Origin of the sequence: Vibrio sp. ArtGut-C1, from assembly GCF_002105475.1 — a bacterium.
GTDB classification, from domain to species: domain Bacteria; phylum Pseudomonadota; class Gammaproteobacteria; order Enterobacterales; family Vibrionaceae; genus Vibrio; species Vibrio diabolicus.
On record NZ_NCTH01000014.1, the window covers coordinates 96,152 to 118,331 of the forward strand.

Here is a 22,180-nt window from a genome sequence, read left to right on the forward strand (position 1 = left end):
TAAAGTAGCCCAGCATGATGCTGGGCTACTTTGTTCGTTCAGTTAAGCGTTACCGTTGTGTTTACAGGACAATGGTCACTCAGTTTGTAATCCAAAACATCTTGTGAGCTGAACAGAGTTTGATGCGCGTTTTTCGCTTTTATTTGCGGGCTAACAATAATGTGATCAATCAAAGAGCGGAATTGGTGTGTTTTTCTTGGGGTCTTATTTGAGCGAACCTTGCAATCGGCTTTGGTATCTCGCGTTACCAATTGTGCATCGTTACCGAGCGTCATGATCGCCCACAGCCAATCACGTTGATACGACAAGTTGTGATTGAAATCGCCCATTACGGCGTACTGCTGCTTTTTCTTTTCTCTCTCGCTCATCCATTTCGCAAGTGCTTCTCCTTGTTGGCTCAGTGTTTGGCAATTGCGGTTGTTTTTATATGCTCCGCTGCATCCTGCTTTTAAATGCACAGAGAGCAGGTGAAGCTCGTCCTTTTGGTTTTGGTTAACGACGATGTAGCTGGCAAAGCGCAACTTGCTATTACCACGCGTGATTGAGAAGTCTGCTGGATCAGACACTTCAATGTCTTTGCGCACAGCAAAACCGGTGTACTGGTTGGTATCAGAAAACTGAAGGTGCTTATTGTTTGATTGAGCTCGATCAGAGAGGTAAATCGCGTAGCCATCGCCTACGGCTTTTTGAACGGCGGCTTTGGAGTCGACCTCTTGAAAGGCGATGATGTCGGCTTGAGTTTTATCCACATATTGATTGAGTTTGACGAAATCGTCACTGGTTCTAGAAACCTTACCTCCATTTATAGACAGCCATTCTATATTCCAACTGGTTAAGTTGATGGAGTTTTGAGCAAGTGACGTTGAACTAAAAATTAATAAGGCAGTAACAAATAGTGATCGCATATTGGCTTGTTTCACTCCTGGATTTTAGCGTATTCCTTTCCAACCTTTATCCTATAAGCGCTCTAAAAAAAGCAAGTAGATTTCGTACCAATTTTGCAATTTTCATGGTTTTCTTCTCAACTGAGATCAGTACCAATAAGATCGATTTGTTCTTGTCCGCTAGCCGATCTTTATTGATCAAAATCAATGTTTTCAAGTGGTGCTTTTCGTTAAATACGCCACAATATATTGTGTTAGCAGAATAAAAAATAACCCCATATAGTGTGTTTGTGGATAACTCTGTGAGTATGCTGGGGTAAGGAGAAGAAAGTGAAACCAATCGTAATCAAGCGTGACGGCTCAAGAGCTCCGTTCAACAGGGATCGTATCCAAGCAGCAGTTGAAGCGGCAGCGGAAAACAAAGATAAAGATGTCGCCATTTATGCTCTTAATGTCGCTCTTGCTGTCGAGTTACAGCTAAAAGATCACGATGAAGTTCACATCCATGAGATTCAAGACTTAGTCGAGAATGAGCTCATGCAAGGTCCTTACAAAGCCCTAGCACGTTCTTACATTGAATATCGCCATGACCGCGACATCGCGCGTGAAAAGCAAAGTGCACTAACTCGTGAAATCGAAGGCTTGATTGAAGAAAGTAACCTTGATTTGATCAACGAAAACGCGAACAAAGACGGCAAAGTTATCCCAACTCAGCGTGACCTTCTAGCGGGTATCGTGGCGAAGCACTACGCGAAAACGCACATCCTGCCTCGCGATGTGGTTCAAGCACACGAAGTGGGTGACATTCACTACCACGATCTGGATTACGCACCATTCTTCCCGATGTTTAACTGTATGCTTATCGATTTGAAAGGCATGCTAACGCACGGCTTCAAAATGGGTAATGCAGAAATCGATACGCCTAAATCGATTTCAACTGCGACCGCAGTAACAGCGCAAATTATTGCGCAAGTGGCTAGCCATATTTATGGCGGTACAACCATCAACCGTATCGACGAAGTGTTGGAACCTTACGTCATCACGAGCTATGAAAAGCATTTAGAAATCGCGAAAGAGTGGAACATTGCTGAGCCAGAAGAGTTCGCTAGAGCGCGCACAGAGAAAGAGTGTTACGACGCATTCCAATCTCTTGAATACGAAGTAAACACACTACACACGGCGAACGGGCAAACCCCATTCGTAACGTTTGGTTTTGGTCTTGGTACAAGCTGGGCATCACGCCTTATCCAGCAATCGATTCTGAAGAACCGTATCGCTGGTCTTGGCAAAAACCGTAAAACCGCCGTATTCCCTAAATTGGTGTTCGGTATTAAAGACGGTCTAAACCACAAGGCAGAAGATCCTAACTACGACATTAAGAAGCTTGCACTTGAGTGTGCTTCAAAACGTATGTACCCAGACATTCTTAACTACGACAAAGTCGTGGAAGTAACGGGTTCATTCAAAACACCTATGGGTTGTCGTAGCTTCCTAGGTACTTACGAAGAGGATGGCGAACTTATCCATGAAGGTCGTAACAACCTTGGTGTAGTTAGCTTGAACTTGCCACGTATTGCGCTTCGCGCAAAAGGCAGCGAAGAGAAGTTCTATGAACTGCTTGATGATCGTCTACGTCTTGCTCGTAAAGCACTAGAAACGCGTATTTCTCGTCTAGAGAACGTAAAAGCGCGCGTTGCGCCCATTCTATATATGGAAGGTGCATGTGGTGTGCGCTTGAAAGCGGACGATTCGATTGCAGAAATTTTCAAAAACGGCCGTGCGTCAATTTCTCTAGGCTACATTGGCGTGCATGAAACTATCAACGCGTTGTTTGGTACTGAAGCGCACGTTTACGATGATGCGGTATTGCGTGAAAAAGCGGTCGCGATCATCAAACATCTAAAAGATGCGGTGAACCAATGGGCTGACGAAACTGGCTATGGCTTTAGCTTGTACGCAACACCAAGTGAAAACCTATGTAGTCGTTTCTGCCGCATCGACACTAAAGAGTTTGGTTTGATTAAAGGCGTAACAGACAAAGGTTACTACACCAACAGCTTCCACTTGGACGTTGAGAAGAAGGTTAACCCTTACGACAAGATCGACTTCGAGATGCCTTACCCAGAAATCTCAAGCGGTGGCTTCATCTGTTACGGTGAGTTCCCGAACATGCAACGTAACGTAGAAGCGCTAGAAAACGTGTGGGACTACAGTTACACCCGCGTTCCTTACTACGGAACCAACACTCCGATTGATGAGTGTTACGAATGTGGTTACACCGGTGAGTTTGAATGTACAAGCAAAGGCTTTACTTGCCCAAGTTGTGGCAACCACGATTCAACCAAAGTATCGGTGACACGTCGCGTATGTGGCTACTTGGGCAGCCCAGATGCACGTCCGTTTAACTTCGGCAAACAAGAAGAAGTTAAACGTCGAGTGAAACACCTATAAGGTTAATTACCACTCGATTCAACACTTTGAAAATCAACCTGCTTTAGGTTGATTTTCTTTTTCGCGATAACAAAGAGACGCATTATGAACTACCACCAATATTATCCAATTGACGTTGTTAACGGACCGGGTACGCGCTGCACATTGTTTGTGTCGGGGTGTGTACATCAGTGTCGCGGCTGTTATAACCAGTCGACGCAACGCTTGGATTCGGGTGTGTTGTTTACGCAAGAAGCGGAAGACAAGATCATCAATGACTTGAATGACACGCGCATTAAGCGTCGCGGTTTGTCGTTGTCGGGCGGAGATCCGCTTCATCCTGCTAATGTGCCTCATATTTTAAAGATCGTGAAAAGGGTGAGAGAAGAGTGTCCCGGTAAAGACATCTGGGTTTGGACAGGCTACACGCTGGCTGAACTGGATGACGCGCAAAGAGAAGTGGTGCAATACATCGATGTTTTGATTGATGGTAAGTTTGAACAAGACAAGAAAGATCTCAATCTCGAATGGCGTGGCAGTTCAAACCAAATCATTCATCGCTTTACGGATATTTAATCAAGCATTCTTCAAACATAAAAAGGGCTCACACGTGCATAACGTGTGAGCCCTTTTGGTGTGAGTTCGTTAGTGTATTTCCAGTTACGCTGTCACCGTTTGGTCATCCTCGACCATATTATTTATCCAACGTTTAGATTGGATACGATAAGTCGTCAGTACGCCTTTCACAAATTCTTCAGCTAGCAGAGACATTAAGACAAAATGCAAAGGCAACCCGAGTACCATACCAGTGTAATAGGTAAGGGGAATACCAATAGCCCACTGACCGAACGTATCAATAAAAATGCTGTAGCGAATATCTGCGCCACTCTTTAGTACGCCGCCAATCCCTACCATGTTAAACACTCTCAAAATCATACCCAGCGCCATGACTAAGCATACGTTAAGTGCCATTTCTGCATCGGTTAATGGGCTTAGTACCAATAGATGATGAATTAAAGGCGAGCTCAACCACACTAGGAAAAACAGTAAGGTGGCTAAGATTGCGCTGGTTAACACATACCACCATGCCGTTTTCTCGACCCGGTCATAATGTTTTGCGCCAATATCATTACCAAGAAGAACGGATGCTGCGACCGCAAACCCCATAAAGGTTGAAATCAGTACACCTTCAATTGGTGATAAGAATGAGATGATCGCAAGTTCTGAAACGCCCAATTGACCATAGATGATGCTGTAAACGATCAGTCCACCAGTCCAGAGCGCATCGTGGACCAGCATGGGTAGAGAAACCTTAAAGTATTTTTGACGATACTGCTTTAAACGGCCTTGCGCCCAATCGAACTTGGTCGGAATAAGGTATGCATAGCGTTTACAGAAAAAGTAAATCAACACTGCCGTTTGGAAAAATCGAGAAACAAAGCTGCCAACGGCTGCACCAAATACGCCCCATTGAGGGAAGCCGAATAAACCGAAAATCAAAACATAATTAAGCACGACGTTCACGACAATCGCGGAGATACTAACGTTGGTTGCCAGTTTGGTTTGACCTACGGAGCGCAATACCGCTTCAATAGGTACCACTATCGCCGTTGCAATGAGACTAAAGCCCGTAACCACAAGATAATCACGTGCATAAGTGACGTATTCGGGATCGTCTGACATGAAAGAGACGATCTCTTTATCAAAAATCGCATAAAGAACAATAAACGGCAGCGTCACTAAAATGGAAATAAACCAAGATTGCGCCAATGTTCTGCGGATTCCTGCCAGGTTCCCTGAGCCGTAATATTGAGAAGCCAGCACCGTTACTGCACCGCAAAGACCGAAAATGACTGCAAGGTTAAAGAAAAAAATGCGATTTCCGACACCGACTGCAGCCGTTGCGGATTCGCCGAGTTGGCTCACCATGAAAATATCCACGACGCCGAGTAACGCAAAAAGCATGGATTGAAGTGAAACAGGAAGGCCAATCGCAATCAGCTTTTGCCAAAATGCTTTATCGATGTATTCGCGTGTTAAGAGCATCGCATTTCTCCTTAAAGATTAATGCGAGTAGTTTATCCCTATGATTTGGCGGTGTATTTTTCAAAGGCATCCAAAACCTTTGTAAAACTCTCCACTAGTGTATATGTGAGCCAATAAATCATGGAAGATAAACAAGAACGCTACGCGATTTCAGAAAAAACCTATCAAGAGTTTATTGATCACAGTCGAGTACTGGCATTGGAGGAGAGAGGCATTGTGCAGTGCGGAATTGCAACCTGTCGTGACTTCTTCTCTGTTTATCGTAAAAACCAAAAAAAACACATGCTGCTTTACACCGTGCGCGGTAAAGGTTGGTTAGAAAGTGGGGCGTGTCGATATGATTTGGAGCCTGGCTCGTTGATCACGGTGCCTGCAGGTGTTGAAAACGGTTTTGGTATGGAAGAGGAACCCTGGCAGATCGCATGGCTTTTTCTTACTCCTGATAGAGCATGGCCAATGATAGAGAGTAATATTAGTTACCAGCTCACATCTGCACCTGAGGTGATGTATGCGTGTATCCAAACGTTGTTACGCAGTATTAATCTTCCTATTGATTATGGTGGTGCGGTTGGTGCACATAGCGTGGCTCAGTTAGAGCTGATGTTAAACATGCCGCCCTCAGAGTCGATATCACGCAGCCAATTGAGGCTTCGGCGCGTATTCGATCTTGTCCAGCGTCAGCTCCATAAGGATTGGAGTGTCGAGCAAGTGGCAGCTTTATATCCATGTTCGGAGCCACATTTGCACCGTCTGACTCAAAAGCAGTTTGGTCGAAGCCCGATGGCACATTTAACACGTATGCGCATGGAATACGCTGCTAGGTTACTTCGTTCAACAGAATGGCCGATTCAACATATTGGAGAGATAGTCGGATATCCAACTAGTGCCAACTTTAGTACACGTTTTAAAGCGTGGTCGAGCATGACGCCAAGAGAATTTAGGAAAAACGGAAGAGTGGATTGGTATATTGAGGAGTGAATCGTTCTTTTTATAACCGATAGAGCGCACAAAACTTATCGTAACCCAGAATTTTGTTCTCTAATTGATGAAATAAGTGAAAAATCATTTCGCCATTTTTTGCGATGGTGTTAACGTGAGGTTCGGTACTTGAATTTCAAAGGGTTATGACTTTCATGTTTTCTAATCTCCCAACTCCCGTATTAGATCCTATTTTATCTCTATCCGTTGCATACCGTAACGATGACCGTCCAAACAAGGTTGACCTTGGTATTGGCGTCTATAAGAACAGCGCAGGCGAAACGCCGATCATGAAAGCCATTCAAATGGCGCAGGATGTCGTTGTTGAAACTCAAAAAACCAAATCGTACGTTGGTCTTGCGGGTTGCGAAGAATTTAATAAAAGCATGATCGATTTGCTACTGACGGGAACGTCAGCAATGGATCGTGTTGCAGCCATTCAAACGCCAGGTGCAAGTGGTGCGCTGCGTATGTTAGGTGACCTGATGAAGGTCGCACAGCCAGATACGACGGTTTGGATTTCAAACCCTAGCTACGTAAACCATAAACCAGTGATGGAAGCGGCAGGTCTTAAAGTTAAGTTCTACCATTACTTTTCTCCAGAAACGAAACAAGTAGACACTGCAAAAATGATGGATGACCTTGCGAAAGCAGGACCTTCCGATGTTGTATTGCTGCATGGTTGTTGTCACAACCCAACAGGCGCAGATATCGATTTTTCTGCTTGGCAAGCCATTACGGAATTGTCACAGAAGAACGGTTTCACCCCATTTGTTGATATTGCCTACCAAGGCTTTGGTGATGGCTTAGAGGAAGACGCAAAAGGGCTTCGCTTCATGGCAGATAACGTTGAAGAGATGTTAATTACGACATCATGTTCGAAGAACTTTGGCCTATATCGCGAGCGCACAGGTGCGGCGATTGTCGTTGGTAAGAACATGCAAGACGTGGCCAACGCAAAAGGCAAGTTACTTACGTTAGCGCGTTCTACTTACACGATGCCACCCGATCATGGAGCGGCTTTGGTTAAGACGATTCTTCAAGATGACAACCTGACTTCCGTTTGGAAGCAAGAGTTGAGTGAAATGCAACATCGTTTGGTTAGTCTTCGTCAAAGTTTGTGTAACGAATTGAGAAACAACCATAATACCGATCAATTTGACTTCATTGAGGGTCACAAAGGCATGTTTACTGTGCTAGGCTTTAGTGAAAACCAAATGGCGCAACTGCGTGAAGATTATGGCATTTATGGTGTTGGCGATGGTCGAATTAACATCGCTGGACTTACCGAAACTCATATTCCATACGTAGCGGACGCAATTAAGAAAGTATCTCAAGCTTAATTGGAGTGTGGATGAAAAACTGGAAACTGATTCTGCCGCTTATGATGAGCGGCAGTTTAATTGCTTGTACGTCAACTCAAACGACGCAGGAACCTGTTGAGCCTGAGTCGCCGAAGGTCGAAGAACCTGTCAAAGTAGAGCCAGAAGTGAAACCAGAGGTTGATCCAACGCCTGAGGTTGAGCCTAAGCCTGAAGTAAAACCTGAGAAAAAGCCCGAGCCAAAACCGACAAAACCAGCCAAAGTGACAAAGACACCAGACGGCATGTTGATTCTTGGTTCTGAAGAGTGGGTTTACGTTCCTGAAATTGATCAAACCTTCAAAGCTAGGGTTGATACAGGGGCGACAACATCATCAATTAGCGCGACAGACATTGTTCCGTTTGAGCGTGATGGTAAAGATTGGGTTCAGTTTAAGATCGACTTGGGTGATAAAGAAACTAAAGAGTTTAAAGTACCTGTAGAGCGCTGGGCTAAAATCAAGCAGTCATCGTCAGAAGAGGTGGATAAACGAGCGGTAGTAAAAGCGTATATTACCGTCGGTGACCACAAAGAAAAGACAGAGTTTACGTTAGCTGAGCGTGGGCATATGAAGTTTCCAATTTTACTTGGTCGAAGCTTTTTTAGAGATATCGCCGTTGTGGATGTATCGAAAAAGTATGTCCAAGATAAACCTAAAAAATCCGGCAAAAATTAAAGCCTTGTTACTAGTTCCTGCTAACAATCGGTACTTAACAAAAATGGCCTCCGAAACCGGAGGCCATTTTTATTGAATCACACACTTATTAATGCAACTGCTTAGTTACTTAATTAAAATGCAAAACGAGCAGACATCACAATTTGTTGGCCATAGACACCATTATTTTTGAAATCCGCGCCAAGTGATAGTTGCTGAGTAGAGTGGAATCTTGCGCCAAAATTATAAACGGTATTGGAATCGTCGTTATCCATTATTTGACCGATACGGGCATGTAGCTCAACATTTTGCATGAACCAAATACGAGTACCAATATTCACCTCAGTGCGCCACTCGTCACCCACTTTATCACTGCCGTTTTCTTTAATGTTGTGTACTAACATTTGGCCATAAATATCTGCAAATTGGCCTGCTGGGCCGTTAAAGCCAATACCACCAGCAATGTCCCAGTCTCCGCTGAATTCACTGTCTGCGCGAGCAATGAAGTGGGTGTTTTCCGTAAAGTAGGTATTGAACTCGCCACCAAATGTACCAGGGCTAGTGCCCATGCGAAATTCCATCGTGTTGTAGTTGAAATTATTTGCATGTGCGGAAAGTGGCAAAACAGCGCACAAACCAAAGGCTGCAACCTTTAGAGCTTTACCTAGCATGGTGTCTCCGGGCAAGATGATTAAAATGAACAAAAAAATGGTCTGCAAAAAGCAGACCAAGATTGATAAAGCTATCATTTTAAGTGCTTGCCGTCACCATTTAGCTGTAATGGTCACCACATCATGCTGATATCCAAAGCAATCGGGGTTGTTTTACATGATCACCAGTTGCTCGACTTCAATTTCTGGCTTATTTCCGCCTTCAAATTCGCCAAACAGACGGACTTTAGTCGTGTGATCAATCGGAGTGTTTAGCTGAATATCGTCATCGAATTCCACCATCACTTCACCGGAACCGTCGCTAAAGACAAACTTATCCGCGCGAACTTGACGTAATAAGTTACCTTCAACGACTACATCTTTTTCAGTAAACATATTGGAGTCGTTTAGCAAGGCGTCCAATTTTTCCACAGTGACAGGACCATTAAACTGCAAGTTTGATTGGTTTTGAGCGTGATCTTTCGCGAACGCGATAGAAGGAGCAATAACTAAGGCGGCGATTGTTGCGATAATTGTATTCTTTTTCATGTTACATCCTCATCGGTTTGTTTTGATGGGTTCATTAAAACAGAGCTTGTTTGAACCAATGATGATTTCAACATTCATATTCTATTCATTTGCTTGAGTAAGTGGGGACGATGACGTTATGATTGTTCATCTTCCTCTATTCCTTACAAATGTTCATGAAATCAGCGATCCCATCTTTAATGGTTCAAGGCACCACTTCGGATGCCGGAAAAAGTGTCCTTGTGGCAGGTTTATGCCGTGTATTAGCGAGAAAAGGGATAAACGTTGCCCCATTTAAGCCACAAAACATGGCACTAAATAGTGCGGTAACCAAAGATGGCGGTGAAATAGGTCGAGCTCAGGCAGTTCAGGCACAGGCGTGTAATATTGAGCCAACCGTGCATATGAATCCGGTTTTGATTAAACCTAACAGTGATACAGGTGCTCAGATCATTTTGCAGGGCAAGGCGCTTTCAAATATGGATGCGGCTGGCTTTCATGATTACAAGAAAGTTGCGATGGATACGGTGTTAGATTCCTTCTCTCGTCTGACTCAAGAATTTGATTCGATCATGATCGAGGGTGCAGGGAGTCCTGCTGAAATCAATTTACGTGAAGGCGATATCGCGAACATGGGTTTTGCGGAGGCCGCTGATGTTCCGGTGATCATTGTTGCTGATATTGATCGTGGTGGTGTATTTGCGCATTTGTACGGAACACTCGCGTTACTTTCTGAATCTGAACAAGCGCGAGTAAAAGGATTTGTTATCAACCGTTTTCGAGGTGATATTCGTTTATTGCAATCGGGCCTCGACTGGCTAGAAGAAAAAACAGGCAAACCTGTACTCGGCGTGCTTCCTTTTCTTCATGGTTTGAATTTAGAAGCAGAAGACGCGATCACCGCGCAGCAAGAGTTGCACTCTGAGGTAAAACTGAATGTCGTTGTGCCTGTTTTAACCCGGATTAGTAATCATACTGATTTTGATGTGTTGCGATTGAATCCCGACATCAATCTACGTTATGTAGGCAAAGGCGAGAAAATAGATAAAGCCGACCTTGTTATTTTGCCTGGGACCAAATCAGTTAGAGACGACTTAGAGTATCTAAGAAGCCAAGGGTGGGATAAAGATATCTTACGTCATATTCGTCTTGGTGGAAAAGTGATTGGTATCTGCGGTGGCTACCAGATGCTTGGAAGCTTGATTGATGATCCAAATGGCGTCGAAGGCCAGCCGGGTCAAAGCGAAGGGCTTGGCTTACTAGACATCACCACGACGCTAACTAACAGCAAACAGCTTACAAATACACAAGCACAGCTTTCTCTTAATGGCAAAACAGCCAATGTAAAGGGGTATGAAATCCACGTAGGACAAAGTGAAGTGCAGGGCATTCAACCTCTTACATTGAGTACTGGTGAAGCAGAGGGGGCTATCAGCAAGTGTGGCCAAATCATGGGAACCTACCTTCACGGGTTCTTTGATGAGGCAGATGTCTTAAGCCTGGTGTCAGAGTGGGTAAACGGCACTCAAATCAAACAACAAGACTTTGAAGCGTTAAAGGAACAAGGAATTAATCGTATTGCAGATGCGATAGAACAACATATGAACCTTGATTTTTTGTTTAAATAGCACATTAACTGATTGAACTTTCAACCCAAATAACCAGTTCTTTCGCTTGCCTTGTATTGGAGTTTCTCTATGAAAGCATGGAAAACGCATGCTTGCCTCGCGGCAATATTAAGCATTTCATTTTCAGCTAACGCAGCTACGAACCTCAAAGTGTATGCGGCGTCTTCGATGACGAATGCGATCGACGAAATCGCACAAAACTTTGAAGAAAAGTATGACGTTTCTATCACTCCCGTTTATGGTGGTTCTTCTTCTATCGCTCGACAAATTATCAACGGCGCACCAGCGGATATATTCATTTCTGCGAATACTAAATGGATGGATTATTTGGTCGATAAAGACGTTATTTCTCGTGACAATGTCACAAGCTTGGTGCGCAATAGCTTAGTGTTGATTGCGCCTCAGTCTTCAGAATTAACCTCATTTAACTTCTCTGATGCAACAGCATGGGAAAAGGCATTGCATGGAAATCGCCTTGCGTTAGGCAATCCGACGTCAGTGCCTGCTGGTATGTACGCGAAAGAATCACTGACTACACTGGGTGTATGGAAAGAGATTCAAACTCAAATCGCACCAGCAAAGAATGTGCGCCTAGCTTTGGCGTTGGTTGAACGTGGAGAAGCACCTTTAGGCGTGGTCTACAAAACCGATGCGCAGTTAACCGACAAAGTCAAAATCGTCGGTGAATTTGCGAGTGATACGCATGCGGCTATTGTTTATCCGGCTGCAGTTGTGAATGATTCTACTGAGTCCGAGCAGTTCTTCCAGTACCTAAAATCGGACGAAGCCGCACGCGTTTTTGCTCAATATGGCTTTCAGCAATAAACCGGCTTTCAATAATAGGAACGAAGCGTGACAGAACTGGAATACCAAGCCTTAATGTTAAGCCTCAAAGTGGGCGCGTACGCAGTACTTTGGCTCATTCCTCTCGGCGTTTTTCTTGCTTGGCTACTTTCTCGAAAAACGTTCTTCGGTAAATCGATCCTCGATAGCTTAATTCATTTACCACTGGTATTGCCGCCAGTGGTTATCGGCTATTTGTTGTTGATTTCTCTTGGGCGGCAAGGGTTTCTTGGAAAGTGGCTCTATGAACATGTAGGGCTAGTCTTTAGCTTTAATTGGAAAGGAGCAGTAGTCGCTTGTATTGTCGTGGCCTTGCCTTTGATGGTTCGGTCTGTGCGGTTAAGTTTAGAGAACGTTGACCCTAAACTGGAACATGCCGCGTCAACGTTAGGCGCTTCTCCTTTAAAAGTTTTTCTCACCATTACGTTACCACTGACCATTCCCGGAATTATTACTGGGACGATGCTGTCCTTTGCTCGTAGTCTTGGTGAATTTGGGGCGACGATCAGTTTCGTCTCTAACATTCCAGGAGAGACCCAAACGATTCCACTGGCAATGTACAACTTTATTGAAACGCCAGGCGCGGAAATGCAGGCGGCTCGCCTATGTATCATTTCTATCGCGTTAGCTTTGTCTACATTAATGATCTCTGAATGGTTAAATCGTAAAGCGGCAAGTCGATTGGGTGCGAAGTAATGACGATTAAAGTTCAATTTAAACAAATGCTTGGTGATACTGACTTCGATATTAAGCTTGAGTTACCGTGTAATGGAATTAGCGCTTTGTTTGGGCGATCTGGTGCGGGAAAAACCACGTTAATTAATATCATCAGCGGATTAGTTGCACCAAAGCAGGGACATGTTGCGATTGGTGATCACGTTTTGTTTGATAGTGAAATGGGGATCAACTTACCAACACACAAGCGCGGCATTGGTTACGTGTTTCAGGACTCGCGTTTATTTCCTCACTATTCGGTTCAAGGCAACTTGTTGTATGGCGTTAAAGAAAAAGATGACAAGTACTTTGATGCCGTCACCGAACTCTTGTCTATCAAACCGTTACTAAAGCGCTTCCCGATCTCACTGTCTGGTGGTGAAAAGCAACGTGTTGCGATTGCGCGCGCATTACTATCAAAACCCAACTTGCTTTTGATGGATGAACCACTTGCGTCACTTGATATGCCGAGAAAACGTGAGGTGATGCCATTTCTGGAGGAACTGTCGGATAAGGTTAATATTCCGATTATCTATGTCACGCACAGTCTCCAAGAAATTTTAAGGCTTGCTCAGCACCTTGCAATTATTGACCAAGGTAAAATTACGAGTTCAGGTAAGCTTGAAGACGTGTGGGCTTCTCATGCGATGCGTCCGTGGCAGTCTTTCTCGGATCAAAGCAGCTTATTTGAAGGCCGAATTGCTGAACATCATGAGCGTTATGCGCTGACTTGTGTCAGCCTTGCACCTAATGCATCACTATGGGTGCAAAAGATTGATGGTGAGCCAGAGACGCCAATTCGCTTACAAGTGCGTGCCAACGACGTTTCTATTACGCTAGAGCAACCTAAGGCGACTTCTATTCGAAATATCCTGCCTGCGACTGTCGATTCAATCGAGGTGTTTAACGCGGCTGATGATAAACAGAGTATTAATGTATCGCTAAAGCTAGATGAGGGATGTTGTTTGTGGGCAACGATAACACCTTGGGCGCTTGATGATCTCGACTTAAAGGCAGGTGATAGTGTATTCGCACAAATTAAAGGTGTCAGTGTCACGCAAAAAGACGTGGCGTTAGCGCCGCATTAATCGTTTAAAGCTACGCACGCTTAATGATCAAAAAAGGCCGCAAACGCGGCCTTTATTTTGTCGGAAAAACGTTATTTTGCGAACACTTCTTTGAATTCGCGTTTAAGAAGTGGGTCGCGACGTGCTTTCTTAAGTTGCTTAACCATGTCTTTCACGCAGTTGTGAAGCACATTATCAAGTAATTGAGCGCGGTATTCTTCTTTATCTTCATCTGTCATGTTTTCTGGCAGATTAAGAGTAGGGAATTCTTCCATCACGTTGATACCAGCAAATGCTTGGCCAACAGAAACTAGAGCATGAAATTGCTCGAAGTTATCTAGAATGTTCTGAGCACTTGCAGGCATTTCGTCCCAAGACTCACGCACTGCTTCTTCAGACACTTCATGGATAGAGGTAACCATTTCGAACATTTGCTCTGGAACTTCGTCAAACTCAATAACTTTACGTAGTTCAGGAGAAATGGTTGCTAGATCGATTTTTTTGCTTTCGCTGTTAGTTGCTTCTGACATGGTGTGTCTCTCATTACAAAAAGGCGGGAATATTAATACCAAATGCATCAAATAGCTATACCCATGTGTCCGCAAGATGACCAGAACACGTGAGTTTGTTGAACTAACGTTCGTTGGTCATGTTTTGGTAGGGCAATTTTCAGTGTAATCGTTATAGACAATTGATTCCGTGATATTTAAACAAAAATATAGCACTTAATTATGAGTCGAATGCAACAACTCTATGAGTATGGTATATGTTTAATAAAGACAAAATAAGAAATGGAACGCGTTATGCAACCGACAGGGACATCAATGCGAATCCTCCTGGTTGACGATGTTCAGCTAGACAGGATGCAGTTGGCTATTCGTCTTAAGCAACTTGGACATATTGTAAAAGCGGTGGGGAGTGGGCTAGAAGCACTAAACACCTACGAGAGTTTTGATCCTGAACTGGTATTACTCGATATATCGATGCCAGATATGAACGGTTTTGAAGTCTCTCTTCATATCAGAGAAACCTTTCCCGACTGGATCCCAATAATTTTCCTGAGCAGTCACGAAGAACCAGAAATGATTGCAAAGACCATAGAGGCCGGCGGTGATGATTATTTAATTAAACCCGTAGATAAACTCGTACTGAACTCTAAGCTTATCGCAATGCAGCGTATTGCCCATATGAGACGAGAGCTTAAACAAGCGACAGCTCAATTGGAGAAAGTGAATCAACTTTTGACCCAGCAAGCGAATGAAGATGGCTTAACCAAACTCTATAACCGTCGTTATATCGATCATAAGTTAGAATCGATGGTTGCATGGCATGGCCGTCACAACATGCCAATGGCTTTGATTTTATTGGACGTCGATTTTTTCAAACCGTTTAATGATAATTACGGTCATATAGAAGGAGATCGTTGCTTGCAAGCCATTGCGAACCAACTTAAAGCAACATTTTGTCGCTCTGGTGAATACGTAGGGCGTTATGGCGGAGAAGAGTTTGTGGTGTTACTGGGTTGCACAGACGCCCAAACCGCAGAAAGAGAAGCAGAACGTATACAAGAGGCCATGTATTTTCTGGATTACCCACATGAGTATTCTAGTGTGTCTAATAGAGTGACAGTGTCACAAGGTGTTTTTGTTTTTCAACCAACGGGAAAAGAGCTGCAGTCTGATTTGTATGCGACGGTGGATAGAGCGTTGTATACCTCAAAATCTTTAGGAAGAAATACACATACGGTGGTAAATGCAAGTTGAAACAATCTGTTATCAATAGTTATACCTTAGCTACACTGTCACTTTTTTCATTATGTTCTAAGGCTAATTCGATTCAAGATCAGATACAAAAAGAGTATGAAAGGAACTTTGCTATTGGGATCGTTCTGTCAGATAGCGATGTCTTTACGGTAGGATTTCATGATTTCGATCCGAACGAATACTTCAACATAGATAACGAAGACATTGGTACTCAAGATTCGGTTGATCTCAGAAAGAAGATCGCTGTATCAACGCTACCATTTAGTTTTGATTTGTTTGAACAAGAGGGAATACAAACTCACTATCTATTAAATGGCCGAGTTTATGCCTTAAGTACAGAGCAAGATTTGTATGTAGACCAAAAAGGACAGATTCCAGATAAAAGTAAAGAGTTAGTCATGGGCGGGTATATTGAGTTTGCTGGAGAAAAACACCTCACAGACAAACTAGCGCTTAGCGGTGCAATCGGCTCACACTTAATGTACTATCAAAACGATTATAGTTATCGTAGTAATGCACTGAATGACCTAAAACCATTTCTAGAAGGTGTATACCTAAACACCAGTGCTTGGGCCGTTGTCGGAGAAGTCAACACAAAGCTCAAATACCTAGAGCATGAATCGTGGGGGAAATGGTACCTCTGGTCGGCTCCTCACTATTTTTATGGCACTGGCTGGGGTAAAGCAAATAATGGTGATATTGGCAATCCGGAAGGCTGGTATTGGGTCAATGGAATAAAGGTGTTTTATGATTTTACCCACATTGGAGATACTGTGCAGTCAGTGTATTCGAGCTTCAATCGAGTTGATATTGGTGGTGATACAAGAAAACCCATGAATACTGTGCACTACTACGAAGCCAGTGTTGGATGGTTAATGACACCACCATTTGACTCCGATTGGATAGATAATATCGGGATCGGATTAACGATCAATTATGGCAGTGCGTTAAAAGGAGGAAGCTTAGTCTTGTTCTTTAATCAAGATTAGTCAGCTAACTTTCGCTCTGGGGTATTAATGAAGCCTCACGCAATTGCGTCCAGCTTTTTTCGCTTTGTAAAGCGCTTCGTCCGCTAACTTAATCACGTCCTGAGGTGCTTGCCCGTTTTTGCTGTCGGCCGCTCCGAAACTTGCGGTAACAAAGACCGACTTTCTCCTCGAACTGTCGTTACCACGCTTTTTTTGACCTTGTTTATGGTTATCTGGGCGGGATTCTTCATCACGTAAAATCATCTCATACTCTGCAATGGATTTACGTGCTTCTTCTAAAAACTCTTTACACTCATCTGCGTACTTGCCTTTAAAGACGATGGTAAATTCTTCTCCGCCAAATCGATATACTTTTGCGCCACCGGGAGTTTTAGTTAGACGCGAAGCGACCATTTTTAATACGTCATCACCCGTATCGTGACCGTAGGTATCGTTAAACTTTTTAAAGTGGTCAACATCAAGCATTGCGATCGTGAACTTTTTGCCCATGTGTTTTAAGTCAAGGTCGAGTGCGCGCCTACTCGGGATCCGCGTTAAGCTATCTGTGAAAGCCAATTGATGGCTGGCAGAGGCAGCATAAATAATGATAAGCAATCCCGTTAGGGTAAACATGGTGCTAGATATGTATTGCACATCAAAGAAAATGAACGTCGCGGACGCCAGCACCATTGCAGAGTAGGTCATCGCATGGATGATTTCATTCTTCTTTAAAACAAGAATTCCGAGGAAGCAGACAATACCCACACAATATAAAACTAGAATAAAAGGCAGTTTAGAAACCGTAGGTACGATAAATAAAATGCCGCTTGTCCATTGTTCAAACCCACCTTCAACGTAATACGCTAACGTAAGGTAAGACCAAAGAACGAACATCGTTAACATCAAGAGGTAAGTAAACATGGCTCTTGAGTCGAAACCGTCTTTACTAAACAAAAATACCGCAAGAAAAGAAACAGGAAGTAGCGTGGCTAAAATGGTCAGCTCAAGTAAGGCTGTACCACTTTGAAGTGGAACTTGTAGCCTGTGCTGTATCACGAAATAGGCCAGTAACGTCGCTAAGCACACCATTGACTCCCGACCTTGCTTAAATGAATAGCAAAGGAGCAGTGCACAGCCTAACAGTATGTACGGCAAATTTGCGGCAATACCCCAGTTTGACTGAGTCATCTGAATGATGTTGTTCATGCTCGAACTCACTAATCCCAGCAACATAAATGGGAAAAGGAATCGAAAGCCTGATGAAGTCATTGATGATGAGGACATCTATTACAAATTGCCTGAAAATAGTTGATTATATAATTGGTTAGGTTAAGCGTTTCATCAATATAGATATTAATCTGCTATCGATTTTCATGCTTCGAGAACTAGCAAGAATACGTCTATTTGCTCATTTTCCCAAGTATTTTGGGAGACATTACGACAAAAAGAGAGAGATTGATTAAATTAAGAGCAATCAATAAGTTGTTATAAACAAGTCGTTGCTATACTTGTTTTCATAGAACAAGGGAGATTTGCCAATGCAGATAAGTTCAGATGTGCATAACTACATGGAAACACTTGTTGGACAAGTGCTCAGTTTGCCTCAGTTTGTAGAGCAGTATAACAACGAGCAGCTCGCAGATATTGCGTGCCTTGCACTTATTCAGCTTAAACCTGTCTATATTCGTCATGATATTGATTTTCTATCTTCGCTTCCGGAACAAAAGCTCACCCAATTTAAGCAAAGTGCAGATATCGCGGTGAAAAACGCGGCAGAAATGGTGAAAGAAGACCGGCGTAAAAACCGAGATTATGATGTACCTGTAATTTTTACCCATACCAGTTATGATGAAGACAAAGAATTGGACTGGTATGAAAAACCAATCCTCAATGTCAATATTAAGTGATACAAGCTTAATCTATCGATGAGCTTACCCAAGGAGGAACCGTGGGATTTTTTTCGCGTTTGTTTGGTGGTAGTGAAAAGACTGCTGAAGTAAAAACTGTGGAACCAGTTAAGTACAAAGGTTTCCTTATTTACCAAGAGAGCCTTTCAGAGGGTGGGCAATACCGCATTGCTGGTCGAATAGAAAAGCAATACGACGATGAAGTAAAAACGCATCGATTTATTCGTTCAGATTTGCTCGGCTCGGAACAAGATGCCAATGAACTTATGTTGAAGAAATCTCAAATGTTTATCGATCAAATGGGCGATAAAATCTTCGACTAACAATTCACCGCAACTTGATTCCAATCATCTTAAAAAGAGCCATTAGTGTATATGCTGATGGCTCTTTCTTTTTTAGAGCTTAAATGTTTGTTAAGTCAGCATTTAATTATGATCTGGTTAGACCTCAGTCTAGTAAGGCATGGCGTTGTTATTTTTCGTGCTCAGAGCGACAATCATTCATTACTTAGCGTTATATGTAATGAAATTTAGTATTTAAATTACAAAACACTTGAAGTAATGAGACGCGTTCGATACAAACAGAATAATAACAGGGCTGTTAGTCAAGGTGTTATTGTGCAAATGGGTGGCCCCAAACACCATCTTTCGTTTGCAATTGTCTTGCGTGGTAAACAGATAGAAATAAAAAAGAGTTAGAGTAGAGCGACGCTCTGTTTTGGGACTAATTTATTGATATGTATACAAGGAGTATGCGTTTTGCAAATCGGTGTACCTAAAGAGATACTTGCGGGTGAATCGCGAGTAGCTGCATCGCCGAAGTCGGTTGAGCAGTTAATAAAGTTGGGATTCGATATCGCGATTGAATCCCAAGCGGGGGTGCTTGCGAGTTTCGATGATGCTGCTTATGAAGCTGCTGGTGCGAAAATCGTTTCTAGTGAAGAAGTTTGGGCATCTGGTCTTATTCTAAAAGTTAATGCGCCAATCGTAGATGAAGAACAAGGCATTGACGAAATCGCACTACTACAAGATGGTGCAACGCTTGTTAGCTTTATTTGGCCTGCTCAAAACGCAGAGTTGATGGAACAACTTTCAAGTAAGAACATTAACGTTCTTGCCATGGATTCCGTTCCTCGTATCTCTCGTGCACAAGCCTTAGACGCGCTCTCTTCGATGGCTAACATCGCTGGGTATCGTGCGGTTGTTGAAGCAGCTCATGAGTTTGGTCGTTTCTTTACAGGTCAAATCACGGCTGCCGGTAAAGTACCACCAGCGAAAGTATTGGTCGCTGGTGCGGGTGTGGCTGGTTTGGCTGCAATCGGTGCTGCGGGTAGCTTAGGAGCTATTGTTCGTGCATTTGACGTTCGCCCAGAAGTAAAAGAACAAGTTGAGTCCATGGGAGCAGAGTTCCTGACCGTGGATTTCCAAGAAGACTCTGGTTCTGGTGACGGCTACGCAAAAGAAATGTCCGATGACTTCAACAAAAAAGCGGCAGAGTTATACGCAGAGCAAGCTAAAGATGTTGATATCATCATTACAACGGCACTAATCCCTGGCAAACCTGCTCCGAAGCTGATCACCAAAGAAATGGTCGACAGCATGAAAGCGGGCAGTGTCATTGTTGACTTGGCAGCTGCTAATGGCGGTAACTGTGAATACACAGTGAAAGACCAAGTTATCATGACAGATAACGGCGTAAAAATTGTTGGTTACACTGACATGGTCGGCCGTTTGCCAACGCAATCTTCTCAACTTTACGCGACAAACCTTGTTAACCTTCTAAAACTGCTGTGTAAAGAAAAAGACGGTAACATCAATATTGATTTCGAAGATGTTGTTATCCGTGGTGTCACCGTGGTTAAAGAAGGTGAAATTACATGGCCTGCGCCACCAATCCAGGTTTCAGCGCAGCCGCAAGTGAAACAAGAGCAACCTGCGAAACCAGAGCCTAAAGTAGAAGAACCTACCTCTCCAACGAAGAAGATTATTGGTGTAGCCGCGGCAGTAGGTGCTTTTGCTTGGATTGCATCGGTTGCGCCGGCAGCGTTCCTTTCTCACTTTACTGTATTTGTTTTAGCTTGTGTTGTCGGCTACTACGTGGTTTGGAATGTTACCCATGCACTTCATACTCCGCTTATGTCGGTAACGAATGCTATCTCCGGCATTATTGTGGTTGGTGCATTACTGCAAATTGGGCAAGGTAATGGGGTCGTTTCATTCCTATCCTTTATTGCTGTATTGATCGCCAGCATCAATATCTTCGGTGGTTTCACCGTCACCAAGCGTATGCTTGAAATGTTCCGCAAAGATAAATAGGAGTTACAATGTCTGCAGGATTAGTACAAGCAGCTTACATTGTTGCTGCATTATTTTTCATCATGAGTTTGGCGGGGCTTTCAAAGCAAGAGTCCGCTCGTAATGGTAACTACTATGGTATCGCAGGTATGACGATCGCGCTGATCGCGACGATCTTCAGCCCTGATGCTCAAGGCTTTGGGTGGATCATTATTGCGATGGCGATAGGTGGGGCGATCGGTATTTTCTATGCGAAGAAAGTAGAAATGACCGAGATGCCAGAACTGGTTGCGATACTGCACAGCTTTGTAGGTTTAGCTGCGGTTTTAGTTGGCTACAACAGTTACCTTGATGCGCCAGAAGCAGCAACTCATGCTGAACATGTTATCCACCTTGTAGAAGTATTCTTGGGTGTTTTCATTGGTGCCGTAACCTTCACGGGTTCAATTGTTGCATTTGGTAAGTTACGTGGTGTGATTCCTTCTTCGCCGCTTAACCTTCCTCACAAGCACAAAATGAACCTTGCAGCGGTTGTGATTTCTACGCTTCTTATGATCTACTTCGTAAAAGCAGATGGCAGCATGTTCGCTCTGATTGTGATGACACTGATTGCGTTCGCGTTCGGTTACCACTTAGTTGCTTCAATTGGTGGTGCTGATATGCCAGTTGTCGTTTCAATGCTGAACTCATATTCAGGTTGGGCAGCAGCAGCAGCAGGTTTCATGCTCGCAAATGATCTATTAATCGTAACAGGTGCGTTGGTTGGTTCTTCAGGTGCGATTCTTTCTTACATCATGTGTAAAGCCATGAACCGTTCGTTTATCAGTGTTATTGCTGGTGGCTTTGGTCAAGAGATTGTGATTTCAGGTGACGAAGAGCAGGGCGAACATCGCGAAACAACGGCAGAAGAAGTCGCTGAAATGCTGAAGAACTCAAAATCAGTAATCATCACCCCAGGATATGGTATGGCTGTAGCGCAAGCGCAGTATCCAGTGCATGAAATTACTGACGTACTTCGTTCAAAAGGTATTGAGGTTCGCTTTGGTATTCACCCAGTAGCAGGTCGTCTTCCGGGACATATGAACGTGTTACTTGCTGAAGCGAAAGTACCGTATGATATCGTTCTTGAAATGGATGAAATCAATGATGACTTCGCTGAAACCGATACAGTACTGGTTATCGGTGCTAACGATACGGTAAACCCGGCAGCTCTGGAAGATCCGAACAGCCCGATTGCTGGTATGCCTGTACTGGAGGTTTGGAACGCGAAAAATGTAGTGGTATTCAAGCGTTCAATGAATACTGGTTACGCAGGTGTACAGAACCCACTGTTCTTCAAAGAAAATACATCAATGCTATTTGGTGATGCGAAGGAAAGTGTTGAGTCTATTTTTAAAGCACTCTAACCATTCTTGATTTAAAACTATACAGGGTCAGCAATCGCTGGCCCTTTTTTGTTCCGT

Annotated in this window: 21 protein-coding genes; 15 read left to right on the plus strand and 6 right to left on the minus strand. The window is 43.6% G+C overall.

Annotated features, from left to right (window positions below; translation table 11 throughout):
- Window positions 1-38: 38 nt before the first annotated feature.
- The gene (locus B7360_RS13955; RefSeq protein WP_085343788.1) at window positions 39-905 is read right to left on the minus strand and encodes an endonuclease/exonuclease/phosphatase family protein; all 867 of its coding nucleotides are present in this window, start codon (window positions 903-905) and stop codon (window positions 39-41) included.
- A 309-nt stretch (window positions 906-1,214) separates the two neighbouring features.
- On the opposite strand from B7360_RS13955, the gene nrdD reads away from it, so the two are divergent.
- Together nrdD and nrdG are read left to right on the plus strand one after the other, a co-directional pair.
- The gene (nrdD, locus tag B7360_RS13960) at window positions 1,215-3,335 is read left to right on the plus strand and encodes an anaerobic ribonucleoside-triphosphate reductase (RefSeq protein WP_085343789.1); all 2,121 of its coding nucleotides are present in this window, start codon (window positions 1,215-1,217) and stop codon (window positions 3,333-3,335) included.
- Between the two features lie 84 nt (window positions 3,336-3,419).
- The gene (nrdG, locus tag B7360_RS13965; protein ID WP_005394529.1) at window positions 3,420-3,890 is read left to right on the plus strand and encodes an anaerobic ribonucleoside-triphosphate reductase-activating protein; all 471 of its coding nucleotides are present in this window, start codon (window positions 3,420-3,422) and stop codon (window positions 3,888-3,890) included.
- A gap of 84 nt (window positions 3,891-3,974) precedes the next feature.
- Here the strand turns inward: nrdG and B7360_RS13970 are convergent, their stop codons facing one another.
- Entirely contained in the window at window positions 3,975-5,360 is a 1,386-nt protein-coding gene (locus B7360_RS13970) for an MATE family efflux transporter (RefSeq protein WP_085343790.1), read from the minus strand.
- Window positions 5,361-5,480: 120 nt separating this feature from the next.
- Here B7360_RS13970 and B7360_RS13975 point away from each other — a divergent pair, with 120 nt between their 5' ends.
- From B7360_RS13975 to B7360_RS13985, 3 genes are all read left to right on the plus strand, one after another.
- On the plus strand, window positions 5,481-6,338 hold the full coding sequence (locus tag B7360_RS13975) for an AraC family transcriptional regulator (protein WP_053808398.1): 858 nt from the start codon (window positions 5,481-5,483) through the stop codon (window positions 6,336-6,338).
- A gap of 155 nt (window positions 6,339-6,493) precedes the next feature.
- A complete protein-coding gene (locus tag B7360_RS13980) occupies window positions 6,494-7,681 on the plus strand; it encodes an amino acid aminotransferase (RefSeq protein ID WP_048625063.1) in 1,188 nt (395 codons plus the stop codon).
- An 11-nt stretch (window positions 7,682-7,692) separates the two neighbouring features.
- Window positions 7,693-8,376, plus strand: coding sequence for an ATP-dependent zinc protease (locus B7360_RS13985; RefSeq protein WP_054867620.1), 684 nt, complete (start codon window positions 7,693-7,695; stop codon window positions 8,374-8,376).
- Between the two features lie 113 nt (window positions 8,377-8,489).
- Here the strand turns inward: B7360_RS13985 and B7360_RS13990 are convergent, their stop codons facing one another.
- Both B7360_RS13990 and B7360_RS13995 read right to left on the minus strand, forming a co-directional pair.
- Entirely contained in the window at window positions 8,490-9,026 is a 537-nt protein-coding gene (locus tag B7360_RS13990; RefSeq protein WP_005394515.1) for a hypothetical protein, read from the minus strand.
- 153 nt (window positions 9,027-9,179) lie between these two features.
- Window positions 9,180-9,554 carry a YgiW/YdeI family stress tolerance OB fold protein gene (locus B7360_RS13995; protein ID WP_085343791.1) on the minus strand — a complete coding sequence of 125 codons (375 nt, stop codon included), beginning with the start codon at window positions 9,552-9,554 and terminating at the stop codon, window positions 9,180-9,182.
- Between the two features lie 155 nt (window positions 9,555-9,709).
- On the opposite strand from B7360_RS13995, the gene B7360_RS14000 reads away from it, so the two are divergent.
- The 4 genes from B7360_RS14000 to modC all read left to right on the plus strand — a co-directional run bounded on the left by B7360_RS14000 (window position 9,710) and on the right by modC (window position 13,806).
- The gene (locus tag B7360_RS14000) at window positions 9,710-11,161 is read left to right on the plus strand and encodes a cobyric acid synthase (RefSeq protein WP_085343801.1); all 1,452 of its coding nucleotides are present in this window, start codon (window positions 9,710-9,712) and stop codon (window positions 11,159-11,161) included.
- Window positions 11,162-11,230: 69 nt separating this feature from the next.
- Window positions 11,231-11,986 carry a molybdate ABC transporter substrate-binding protein gene (gene modA / locus B7360_RS14005; RefSeq protein WP_085343792.1) on the plus strand — a complete coding sequence of 252 codons (756 nt, stop codon included), beginning with the start codon at window positions 11,231-11,233 and terminating at the stop codon, window positions 11,984-11,986.
- Window positions 11,987-12,013: 27 nt separating this feature from the next.
- Window positions 12,014-12,700: a molybdate ABC transporter permease subunit gene (gene modB / locus B7360_RS14010; protein WP_005394498.1), complete on the plus strand. Its 687-nt coding sequence runs from the start codon at window positions 12,014-12,016 to the stop codon at window positions 12,698-12,700.
- Entirely contained in the window at window positions 12,700-13,806 is a 1,107-nt protein-coding gene (gene modC / locus B7360_RS14015; RefSeq protein ID WP_085343793.1) for a molybdenum ABC transporter ATP-binding protein ModC, read from the plus strand. Before modB ends, modC begins: the two co-directional genes overlap by 1 nt.
- A 71-nt stretch (window positions 13,807-13,877) precedes the next feature.
- Here modC and B7360_RS14020 read toward each other — a convergent pair whose 3' ends face one another.
- On the minus strand, window positions 13,878-14,315 hold the full coding sequence (locus B7360_RS14020) for a DUF3069 domain-containing protein (RefSeq protein WP_005394495.1): 438 nt from the start codon (window positions 14,313-14,315) through the stop codon (window positions 13,878-13,880).
- A 273-nt stretch (window positions 14,316-14,588) separates the two neighbouring features.
- On the opposite strand from B7360_RS14020, the gene B7360_RS14025 reads away from it, so the two are divergent.
- Window positions 14,589-15,548, plus strand: a complete 960-nt coding sequence (locus B7360_RS14025) for a diguanylate cyclase (RefSeq protein WP_085343794.1) — start codon at window positions 14,589-14,591, stop codon at window positions 15,546-15,548.
- On the plus strand, window positions 15,545-16,537 hold the full coding sequence (locus tag B7360_RS14030; RefSeq protein ID WP_085343795.1) for a Solitary outer membrane autotransporter beta-barrel domain: 993 nt from the start codon (window positions 15,545-15,547) through the stop codon (window positions 16,535-16,537). Before B7360_RS14025 ends, B7360_RS14030 begins: the two co-directional genes overlap by 4 nt.
- 24 nt (window positions 16,538-16,561) lie before the next feature.
- On the opposite strand, the gene B7360_RS14035 is transcribed toward B7360_RS14030, so the two are convergent.
- The gene (locus B7360_RS14035) at window positions 16,562-17,800 is read right to left on the minus strand and encodes a GGDEF domain-containing protein (protein WP_053808401.1); all 1,239 of its coding nucleotides are present in this window, start codon (window positions 17,798-17,800) and stop codon (window positions 16,562-16,564) included.
- Between the two features lie 254 nt (window positions 17,801-18,054).
- Here B7360_RS14035 and B7360_RS14040 point away from each other — a divergent pair, with 254 nt between their 5' ends.
- The 4 genes from B7360_RS14040 (at window position 18,055) to pntB (ending at window position 22,123) form a co-directional block, all read left to right on the plus strand.
- The gene (locus tag B7360_RS14040; RefSeq protein ID WP_085343796.1) at window positions 18,055-18,423 is read left to right on the plus strand and encodes a late competence development ComFB family protein; all 369 of its coding nucleotides are present in this window, start codon (window positions 18,055-18,057) and stop codon (window positions 18,421-18,423) included.
- A 41-nt stretch (window positions 18,424-18,464) separates the two neighbouring features.
- Window positions 18,465-18,746: an HlyU family transcriptional regulator gene (locus B7360_RS14045; RefSeq protein WP_012842269.1), complete on the plus strand. Its 282-nt coding sequence runs from the start codon at window positions 18,465-18,467 to the stop codon at window positions 18,744-18,746.
- 435 nt (window positions 18,747-19,181) lie between these two features.
- On the plus strand, window positions 19,182-20,738 hold the full coding sequence (locus B7360_RS14050; RefSeq protein WP_005394487.1) for a Re/Si-specific NAD(P)(+) transhydrogenase subunit alpha: 1,557 nt from the start codon (window positions 19,182-19,184) through the stop codon (window positions 20,736-20,738).
- An 8-nt stretch (window positions 20,739-20,746) separates the two neighbouring features.
- The gene (pntB, locus tag B7360_RS14055; protein ID WP_085343797.1) at window positions 20,747-22,123 is read left to right on the plus strand and encodes a Re/Si-specific NAD(P)(+) transhydrogenase subunit beta; all 1,377 of its coding nucleotides are present in this window, start codon (window positions 20,747-20,749) and stop codon (window positions 22,121-22,123) included.
- Window positions 22,124-22,180: the final 57 nt, after the last annotated feature.

What these genes read in the sequence shown, in the direction of transcription:
- B7360_RS13955 (WP_085343788.1), bottom strand. Translation starts at nt 905, where the DNA reads ATGCGATCACTATTTGTTACTGCCTTATTAATTTTTAGTTCAACGTCA.
- nrdG (WP_005394529.1), top strand. Translation starts at nt 3,420, where the DNA reads ATGAACTACCACCAATATTATCCAATTGACGTTGTTAACGGACCGGGT.
- B7360_RS13970 (WP_085343790.1), bottom strand. Translation starts at nt 5,360, where the DNA reads ATGCTCTTAACACGCGAATACATCGATAAAGCATTTTGGCAAAAGCTG.
- B7360_RS13975 (WP_053808398.1), top strand. Translation starts at nt 5,481, where the DNA reads ATGGAAGATAAACAAGAACGCTACGCGATTTCAGAAAAAACCTATCAA.
- B7360_RS13980 (WP_048625063.1), top strand. Translation starts at nt 6,494, where the DNA reads ATGTTTTCTAATCTCCCAACTCCCGTATTAGATCCTATTTTATCTCTA.
- B7360_RS13985 (WP_054867620.1), top strand. Translation starts at nt 7,693, where the DNA reads ATGAAAAACTGGAAACTGATTCTGCCGCTTATGATGAGCGGCAGTTTA.
- B7360_RS13990 (WP_005394515.1), bottom strand. Translation starts at nt 9,026, where the DNA reads ATGCTAGGTAAAGCTCTAAAGGTTGCAGCCTTTGGTTTGTGCGCTGTT.
- B7360_RS13995 (WP_085343791.1), bottom strand. Translation starts at nt 9,554, where the DNA reads ATGAAAAAGAATACAATTATCGCAACAATCGCCGCCTTAGTTATTGCT.
- B7360_RS14000 (WP_085343801.1), top strand. Translation starts at nt 9,710, where the DNA reads ATGAAATCAGCGATCCCATCTTTAATGGTTCAAGGCACCACTTCGGAT.
- modA (WP_085343792.1), top strand. Translation starts at nt 11,231, where the DNA reads ATGAAAGCATGGAAAACGCATGCTTGCCTCGCGGCAATATTAAGCATT.
- modC (WP_085343793.1), top strand. Translation starts at nt 12,700, where the DNA reads ATGACGATTAAAGTTCAATTTAAACAAATGCTTGGTGATACTGACTTC.
- B7360_RS14020 (WP_005394495.1), bottom strand. Translation starts at nt 14,315, where the DNA reads ATGTCAGAAGCAACTAACAGCGAAAGCAAAAAAATCGATCTAGCAACC.
- B7360_RS14025 (WP_085343794.1), top strand. Translation starts at nt 14,589, where the DNA reads ATGCAACCGACAGGGACATCAATGCGAATCCTCCTGGTTGACGATGTT.
- B7360_RS14035 (WP_053808401.1), bottom strand. Translation starts at nt 17,800, where the DNA reads ATGTCCTCATCATCAATGACTTCATCAGGCTTTCGATTCCTTTTCCCA.
- B7360_RS14040 (WP_085343796.1), top strand. Translation starts at nt 18,055, where the DNA reads ATGCAGATAAGTTCAGATGTGCATAACTACATGGAAACACTTGTTGGA.
- pntB (WP_085343797.1), top strand. Translation starts at nt 20,747, where the DNA reads ATGTCTGCAGGATTAGTACAAGCAGCTTACATTGTTGCTGCATTATTT.